The sequence below is a fragment of the Thomasclavelia sp. genome (assembly GCF_017889095.1).
GTDB lineage: Bacteria > Bacillota_I > Bacilli_A > Erysipelotrichales > Coprobacillaceae > Thomasclavelia.
Map to the genome: position 1 here is coordinate 1 of NZ_JAGHEW010000326.1, position 6,222 is coordinate 6,222.

At 24.3% G+C, this 6,222-nt stretch carries 8 protein-coding genes; 7 read left to right on the top strand and 1 reads right to left on the bottom strand.

The genetic code is table 11. The features are described 5' to 3' along the window. From J7M77_RS14035 to J7M77_RS14050, 4 genes are all read left to right on the top strand, one after another. Positions 1-570, top strand: a 570-nt coding sequence (locus J7M77_RS14035) for a hypothetical protein (protein ID WP_296879664.1), incomplete at its 5' end; no start/stop codon positions are given. 121 nt (positions 571-691) lie between these two features. Then, a complete protein-coding gene (locus J7M77_RS14040; protein WP_296879666.1) occupies positions 692-1,075 on the top strand; it encodes a hypothetical protein in 384 nt (127 codons plus the stop codon). Between the two features lie 76 nt (positions 1,076-1,151). Continuing rightward, positions 1,152-2,024, top strand: coding sequence for a hypothetical protein (locus J7M77_RS14045; protein ID WP_296879668.1), 873 nt, complete (start codon positions 1,152-1,154; stop codon positions 2,022-2,024). Positions 2,025-3,301: 1,277 nt separating this feature from the next. After that, positions 3,302-3,943, top strand: coding sequence for an ABC transporter ATP-binding protein (locus J7M77_RS14050; protein ID WP_296879670.1), 642 nt, complete (start codon positions 3,302-3,304; stop codon positions 3,941-3,943). Between the two features lie 41 nt (positions 3,944-3,984). Here J7M77_RS14050 and J7M77_RS14055 read toward each other — a convergent pair whose 3' ends face one another. Continuing rightward, the gene (locus J7M77_RS14055) at positions 3,985-4,311 is read right to left on the bottom strand and encodes a hypothetical protein (protein ID WP_296879671.1); all 327 of its coding nucleotides are present in this window, start codon (positions 4,309-4,311) and stop codon (positions 3,985-3,987) included. A 223-nt stretch (positions 4,312-4,534) separates the two neighbouring features. On the opposite strand from J7M77_RS14055, the gene J7M77_RS14060 reads away from it, so the two are divergent. The 3 genes from J7M77_RS14060 to J7M77_RS14070 are packed head-to-tail and all read left to right on the top strand — an operon-like array spanning position 4,535 to position 5,675. Further along, positions 4,535-4,873, top strand: coding sequence for a PadR family transcriptional regulator (locus J7M77_RS14060; RefSeq protein ID WP_296879673.1), 339 nt, complete (start codon positions 4,535-4,537; stop codon positions 4,871-4,873). Continuing rightward, complete coding sequence (locus J7M77_RS14065) at positions 4,874-5,263, top strand: DUF6120 family protein (RefSeq protein ID WP_296879675.1); 390 nt, start codon at positions 4,874-4,876, stop codon at positions 5,261-5,263. 22 nt (positions 5,264-5,285) lie between these two features. Beyond that, positions 5,286-5,675: a hypothetical protein gene (locus tag J7M77_RS14070; protein ID WP_296879677.1), complete on the top strand. Its 390-nt coding sequence runs from the start codon at positions 5,286-5,288 to the stop codon at positions 5,673-5,675. Positions 5,676-6,222 lie beyond the last annotated feature (547 nt).

Here is a 6,222-nt window from a genome sequence, read left to right on the forward strand (position 1 = left end):
AGTGATGATCTAGTTTTCTTCTTTAATGATGTTGCCGATCAAATTAATGGGCAACGCTATATCTATATTAAAATTGCTTGTCCAGTAGATGTTAGTGTTTCTTATGATGGTGATACCTTAAATTCTAGTAATGATGATTTAAATACCCGAACTGATTTTGGAGTTTTAAGCTTTGAAGATAATCCAAGTGGTGATCAAACCAAGATATTACGACTAAAAGAAGAACATTCTTATGATATTGAAATCAATGGTACTGGTCAAGGTTACATGAATTACACAATTGCCTTTATGGATGATGATGGTAATTATGATGATTTTAGAGAATTCAAAGATATTGAAATAACTTCACAAACAATCATTGATACTAAAGCTGAAGTAAGCGACAATACCATTGTCAATGTTGATAAAGATGGTGATGGTAAATACGACTTATCTTATGAAGCCGGTAATAACCAAGAAGCTACTCTAATTAAAACTAATAATTGGATCAACATCGCTGCAACTGTATTAATCGTTGCTGTTATTGGTTTAGCTGGATTTACTATTATTCGTAAAAAAAGTTGGAAATAGCTCCAACTTTTTTATTTTATTTATAAATATATTTTTATTATAATTATATTTGTTTAAAATATATTTATATGATATATTGAAAATATAAGTACTTATAAAATTTTAGAAAGGAAAATAGAAAATGAAAAGTTATTTTAAATATTTTGCTTTGATTGCAATTTTACTAACAATCTCATGTGTTAATGTTTCCGCCGACTACAAAGGATTTAATATTACTGCCGGATTTGGATGGGCAAAAGAAAGTACTGCCAATCCAAAACGCAATAATGAGTATTTGATGGGAATCAAATGGACTTCATCAGGGGCTGGTAATACCCATAAAATGTGGTTTCGATGTGTCAATAATGACGACAAAGATCGTGGCACAATATTAATAGATCGCCCTTCTAACAGTGTAAGATATGCTAATACAACTGCAAAAAATGGTTATAATTACTATCTAAAAGCTCGGCGTGAACATATAATTAATCCTAGAACCCAAGTAAAGGGAACATGGCAACCATAAATCACTAAAATAAAGCGATATCATATTTCATTAATTAGATATGATATCGCTCAATAATATAAAAGGAGAATTTAAAATGTTAACCTTTATCAAAAAATATAAATTATACTTTATAGTCATGACATCATGTTTAGCTATTTTTTTGATATGTGCTTTAGAAAACAGCAGCTTTTTTAGTATAATTTTTAATTATTTATCAGACAGTGAATTTCGTGAGAATTATACACTCGCCGAAAGTAACGTGAAACAAAATGTTAGTATATTTTATGTAATAAAAGATATTTTTACCGATAATACATGGTATTTTGATACTAGCATAATTTTTGGAACTACCCTATTTCAGCTAATACTGCCTTTATATGCCACGATTGCCGGAATTAACTTTTATCAAAAAAACAAGTCGATATATAAGTTACAATATCATCGCATAAATTCACCATATAAAAAACAAATTTGGCAAAATATAATCAACGAATCTACCACACTTGCACTTAGTATTTTTATCGCTTATTTAATTTTCTATCTGATTATATTTATAATTGGAAATGGTAATTTTACAACTGGTGTAACTCGTGATTTTCTAAAAGATATCTTGGGAGCACAGTTTTATAATAACTATCCTTATTTTTATTATCTATGTGAAGGGTTTATGACATTTTTTATAATGCCATTAGTGTACTCTATATTTTCTTGTGCCATGGCAATCGTTTTTTCAAATCGTAAAAAAATTATTTTGGCTACCAATATGTACTATTTTGGCTTTAGTGCTATCGGCTTTGCTTTATTCTATATCATTGACGAATACGCATTTTATCTCAACCCTTCATCAATAATGGTTGTTGGTTCATTAAATGATATTAATTCAATACTAATTACTTTAATATCAATATTTCCTGTCTTTATAAGTTATTTTCTCATTCAACGGAGCCTAAAGCATGTGGAAATATAAAGATATTGCTATTTTTATCTGGATATATACGTTTATTGTTGTTTTATTTAGTTTGATGGTTAACTCCAAAGACATTACTATTACTACTCTGTACTATAACATCTGGCTATTTTTAGTAATTTTGATTATTTATTTTATAACTATAGACAAAACCATGAACGATTTAAACTTTTTAGTCGTACATAAATTTGATAAGATATCAAACTATTATTTATTTACTATCAAAAAGTTTAGTATTTTAAACATTTTACTATCTTTTAGTATTTATATTATCAATATTACTGTTACTCTACTTTGGGGACAGATAAAATTTGATTCTAATTATCATTTTATGTACCCTATTCATTTATATATTATTTTTGAAATAATTTATATCATTGTCCTAAGTTTTTTTAAAAGTTCATTTTATTATAGCTGGTTTTTAATAATTTTTGGTATAACAGTTTTTATGTATTCTATTACTTTATTTTATGAAGGTAAAAATATAATAGCTTTTAATATTTTTACTTATTTCTTTAATTTAGATACTTTGCATATTCATACTATGTTTCATTATATCGGGTATGCAATAATTAGTATTTTATTACTTAACAAAAAAAGGATTGAAATATGAAAATAATACTGATCATTTATATTTTTTTGAGTTATTTAATAAATATAAAAACAATAATAGTATCTCCTAATATTACTGATATTGGAAACTTATTATTTTTGAATATTTCATCTTTTCAAAGCTATAATTTAGAAAGTCTTAACATACCATATATAATTATGTATTGCCTATTAATATATATCATTATTGCAATTGATTTTTCAACAATCAATGAACAAACATCTTATTTATATTTATTATTATATCGATTAGGTAAAAATAAATTATATACTAAATTACTTATTAAAAATGTAGAAAACAATCTAAAAATACTAATATCTATATTAACCTGTATTTTACTTTTTATACTCTTAGAAAATAAAACATATAATATTATTACAATAATACCCATCATACTCTTTCTAATTCGCTTTATAACTATATTTATTATTTTTAATACAATTCATGATACTTATCAGTTAATTGGAAAAAATAATAAAGCACATTATATAACATTATTTTCTATAATCTTATTACTATTGACCGATATATTATTTAACACTAATTTTATTACTTATTCTAATGACACTACTATTGAACTATTATTGTTATTTTTATCATTATTAATAATGATAGGTACAGTTATGATGGGACTACTAATATTCAAGAAAAAAGGAGATGTTTTATGATTACTGTAACCAACATAAACAAATCATTCAAAAATAACGAATTATTTATAAATACCACATTTACAATTAACGAAGGCAGTAAAACTTTGATCAAAGGAATCAATGGTTCTGGAAAAAGTGTATTACTTAAATTACTAGTTGGCTACTCTAAAGTAGATAGTGGCGAAATCATAATTGATGATTATATTCTTCATAAAGATAAAGATTTTATTCAAAATGCTGGTATTAGCATCAATGCCCCAGAATTTTTAAAAAATGTTTCTGGTTTAGATAATTTATTATATCTAGCTAAAATTCGCAATATTGCCACAACCCAAGATATTATTGCTTTAGCTAAAAAACTAGATTTAGAAAATTCATTATCAAAAAAATATAAAACTTATTCATTAGGAATGAAACAAAAAATGCGAATTATTCAAGCTTTAATGGATAAACCAAAATATCTTATTTTAGATGAACCATTTGATGCATTAGATCATAAAAGTTGTAATATCGTTAAAGAATTATTAAACCAACATATTCAATCTGGTGGAACTTTAATTTTTACCAGTCATAATGCAGAATTTGAAAATTTTGCTGATGATATACTTGAATTAGAGAATAAAAATATCAAAATCTTGTCTAATTTAAAAGGCTAGTATCAATACTAGCACTTTTTTCGTTATTTTTAATCCAAATTTTACTGTTCACATTTATCATCAATACTCATACTGCCTGACTCTTCTTTAAAATTATCAAGAATCTTATCCCAATCATTAGCTTCATAGTAGCGCAAATTCTCTGCTAAAAACTTTTCGGTAATATCATTTTCCTGCTTATCAAATATTGTTACATCAAAGCGATAATCAACAAAAGCATATTCTAAATATTGTTTTGCTAGTGGTAAATCAGTTTCTAATTCACGCTTATCTAAAATCTGTTTAACAATTATACCAATCGATACCAACTGCAAACAAATCAAAAACGTAATTATTTTCTTACTTCGATCAAATTTTTTAACTTTCATATCTTTCACCAACCTTTTACAATGATACCATTTTCAATAACAAAGCTATCAGCAAATCACTATTTTTATTAATATTTTATTTAAAAAATCTTTCTATCATTTTAATTATATTATATTAATTATATATGTGCAAATCAATAAACTTAATATATCTGTTTTAGATATATTGTTTTTTTAATAATATATTGATATAATATAAGTAACTTAACGTTAAGGTGGTAAAATGAAAAAAACAATATCAGGTAATGATTTAATAATGATTTTTTTGTATCTATTAAAACAAAAAGAAATGTATGGATACGAATTAACTAAAATGATAAAAGAAAAAACTAATAATGCTTTCTCAATAAAAATGAGCACTTTGTATCCTTCACTTCGTAAATTAATTGATGCAGGTTATGTTAAAACAAGAAGTGTAGTAGTTGATAATAAAACTAGAGTCTATTACTCATTAGAAAAAGAAGGTGAATTATATCTAAATGAATTAATTGAACAATATTTAATAAAACGCGATTTAATTGATAGTTTAATTTTTTCAAATAATAATCAGGGAGATAAATAAATGGGAGATAAAGTCAATAAACATGTGATGCAATATAAAAAAAACATTTTAGCATTGATGTCATTAAAATCAAAAAAGGAAAAAGAATATATCGAAGACTATATGATTAGTGTCAAAGAGTTTTGTAATGAATCTAAAAATGCTACATATAATGATATCATAGAAAATTTCGGAGAACCTAAAGATGTTGTAATTGCATATTTAAAAGAATGTGATGAAAATTACTTATTAAAAAAAATCAATACTAGAAATATTATTAAAAAAACAGCATCTGGTTTCATTGTTGTAGTATGTTGTTTAGCTTTGATCGCTACATATTTATTATATAAAGGATATAGCGAAGCAAAAAACTCATACATTACTAGAGAAGAAGTATTTATAGAAGAATAAAAACTGTTATGAGGCGATAAAAATGGAAAAACATAATAAAAAACTAAACCCTACAATAATCGGTTATGGAATATTAAATATAGCTTTTGTTACTTCTGGTGTATTAGCTTTATATTTTCTTATTATTTATAACGCACCAAATTATTTAACATATTTATTTAGTAGTTTAATGTTTACTTTGCGAATTCCAATTTTTAATTACAAATATAGAGAACTTAGAAATAAAATGGAAATTTCTAAAATAAAACTCTTTAAAAGATTAGGTCTAATAGCTTTTGTATCCGGTATATTAGCCATACTATTTCTAATCATAAATAAAGAATCTAGTATTTTATCGAATATCTTTGTTTATCCATTACTTCTTTTACAATTTCCAGAAGAAATTTATCGGTGTAAAAACTGGAAAAAATAGTTTATTAGCAATATTAATAAAAAAGAGCACAAAAATCAATACAATTAAAGTGCTCCTTTTTTTGTCAATTTTTTATTAATTTTTTATAAAAAACTCAATTTAATAAATGTAGTTTAAATAGCATTTTATATTGTAAGCAACTTTCAATTCCAAACGAAATAGCTTAGATATAATAAGATAAGTGATTATTTTTTCAATAAACCCCCTCTAATTTACATATTACATTCATTATTATATTATTCAAAAACATTGATGCATTAAATAAAATAACTTTTGCTCCATATACTATAATTTCTCGCTCACATTTGCTAGCTACAACTAATTCATCAACTATTTTTCCATATTTTTTATTGCGAAATAACTATGCCAAGACATAAATTCACTTTTATTTTACTTAAACTTAAATGTAATTCAAAATTTTTGACAAATTGAAATATATTTATTTAATCGGAATTAATAAATTTAACACTAATCTATCATTTTTATAAATTACTTTTGTTTTTATTGAAGCATTATTTAATTCAGGATTATGTTCTTGTGGCGCAAT